Origin of the sequence: Seminibacterium arietis (assembly GCF_042675725.1) — a bacterium.
Taxonomy (GTDB): domain Bacteria; phylum Pseudomonadota; class Gammaproteobacteria; order Enterobacterales; family Pasteurellaceae; genus Seminibacterium; species Seminibacterium arietis.
The window spans coordinates 1-2,552 of the sequence record NZ_JBHTJN010000022.1 but is presented as its reverse complement, the minus strand read 5'-3'; the positions used below and the strand labels follow the sequence as shown (position 1 = coordinate 2,552).

General features: G+C 48.9%; 1 rRNA gene. It reads right to left on the bottom strand.

Annotated elements, in window-relative coordinates:
- Window positions 1–169: 169 nt before the first annotated feature.
- A 23S ribosomal RNA gene (locus tag ACFQ02_RS08200) occupies window positions 170–2,552 on the bottom strand; the annotation flags it as partial.

Here is a 2,552-nt window from a genome sequence, read left to right as displayed (position 1 = left end):
TTTCTAGCTTTCTAGCTTTCTAGCTTTCTAGCTTTCTAGCTTTCTAGCTTTCTAGCTTTATCATTCTATTCTCTACAAAAATCTGAAACAAGCTGTCTATCCTTTAAGTCTCTTTATTCTCTATTCTCTATTCTTTATTCTCTCAACACCCAAAACCCTTGAGCGTTGTATGGTTAAGTCTCTCGGGCAATTAGTATGTGTTAGCTCAATGTATCACTACACTTACACACCACACCTATCTACGTCGTAGTCTCCAACAACCCTTACAGCCTTATAAACTGGGAGAACTCATCTTAAGGCAAGTTTCGTGCTTAGATGCTTTCAGCACTTATCTCTTCCGCATGTAGCTACTCGGCAATGCGTCTGGCGACACAACCGAAACACCAGTGATGCGTCCACTCCGGTCCTCTCGTACTAGGAGCAGCCCCCCTCAATTCTCCAACGCCCACGGCAGATAGGGACCGAACTGTCTCACGACGTTCTAAACCCAGCTCGCGTACCACTTTAAATGGCGAACAGCCATACCCTTGGGACCTACTTCAGCCCCAGGATGTGATGAGCCGACATCGAGGTGCCAAACACCGCCGTCGATATGAACTCTTGGGCGGTATCAGCCTGTTATCCCCGGAGTACCTTTTATCCGTTGAGCGATGGCCCTTCCATTCAGAACCACCGGATCACTATGACCTGCTTTCGCACCTGCTCGACTTGTCCGTCTCGCAGTTAAGCTGGCTTATACCATTGCACTAACCTGACGATGTCCGACCGTCATTAGCCAACCTTCGTGCTCCTCCGTTACTCTTTGGGAGGAGACCGCCCCAGTCAAACTACCCACCAGACACTGTCCGAGTACCCGTTTCAGGTACTTCGTTAGAACATCAAACCTTAAAGGGTGGTATTTCAACAACGACTCCATGCAAACTGGCGTTCACACTTCTTAGTCTCCCACCTATCCTACACATCAAAATTCAATGTTCAGTGTCAAGCTATAGTAAAGGTTCACGGGGTCTTTCCGTCTAGCCGCGGGTACACCGCATCTTCACGGCGATTTCAATTTCACTGAGTCTCGGGTGGAGACAGCCTGGCCATCATTATGCCATTCGTGCAGGTCGGAACTTACCCGACAAGGAATTTCGCTACCTTAGGACCGTTATAGTTACGGCCGCCGTTTACTGGGGCTTCGATCAGGAGCTTCTCTTTCGATAACACCATCAATTAACCTTCCAGCACCGGGCAGGCATCACACCCTATACGTCCACTTTCGTGTTTGCAGAGTGCTGTGTTTTTAATAAACAGTTGCAGCCAGCTGGTATCTTCGACTTACTTCACCTTCAGAGGTTATCTCCTACAATTACCGTAAGCGCACCTTCTCCCGAAGTTACGGTGCTATTTTGCCTAGTTCCTTCACCCGAGTTCTCTCAAGCGCCTGAGTATTCTCTACTTGACCACCTGTGTCGGTTTATAGTACGGTTTAGTATGAACTGAAGCTTAGTGGCTTTTCCTGGAAGTGTGGTATCAGTTACTTCGTTCCCTTGAGAACTCGTCATCACCTCTCGTTGTATTCGGACAAGCGGATTTGCCTACCTGCCCCAACTACCAGCTTAAACGACCTATTCCAACAGGTCGATAACCTAACCTTCTCCGTCCCCACATCGCATTCATACCAAGTACGGGAATATTAACCCGTTTCCCATCGATTACGCTTTTCAGCCTCACCTTAGGGGCCGACTCACCCTGCCCCGATTAACGTTGGACAGGAAACCTTAGTCTTTCGGCGAGCGGGTTTTTCACCCGCTTTGTCGTTACTTATGTCAGCATTCGCACTTGTGATACGTCCAGCAGACTTCTCAATCTACCTTCTTCCGCTTACACAACGCTCCCCTACCCAACAGTTATTCACTGATGCCGCAGCTTCGGTGCTATATTTTAGCCCCGTTACATCTTCCGCGCAGGCCGACTCGACTAGTGAGCTATTACGCTTTCTTTAAATGGTGGCTGCTTCTAAGCCAACATCCTAGCTGTCTAAGCCTTCCCACTTCGTTTCCCACTTAATATAGACTTTGGGACCTTAGCTGGCGGTCTGGGTTGTTTCCCTCTCCACGACGGACGTTAGCACCCGCCGTGTGTCTCCTATGCATTACTCTTCGGTATTCGCAGTTTGCATCGGGTTGGTAATCCGGGATGGACCCCTAGCCGAAACAGTGCTCTACCCCCAAAGGTATTCACATAAGGCTCTACCTAAATAGATTTCGGGGAGAACCAGCTATCTCCCGGTTTGATTGGCCTTTCACCCCCAGCCACAGGTCATCCGCTAATTTTTCAACATTAGTCGGTTCGGTCCTCCAGTTAGTGTTACCCAACCTTCAACCTGCCCATGGCTAGATCACCGGGTTTCGGGTCTATACCTTGCAACTATTCGCCCAGTTAAGACTCGGTTTCCCTTCGGCTTCCCTATTCGGTTAACCTCGCTACAAAATATAACTCGCTGACCCATTATACAAAAGGTACGCAGTCACAGTATCTCTACTGCTCCCACTGCTTGTACGTACAGG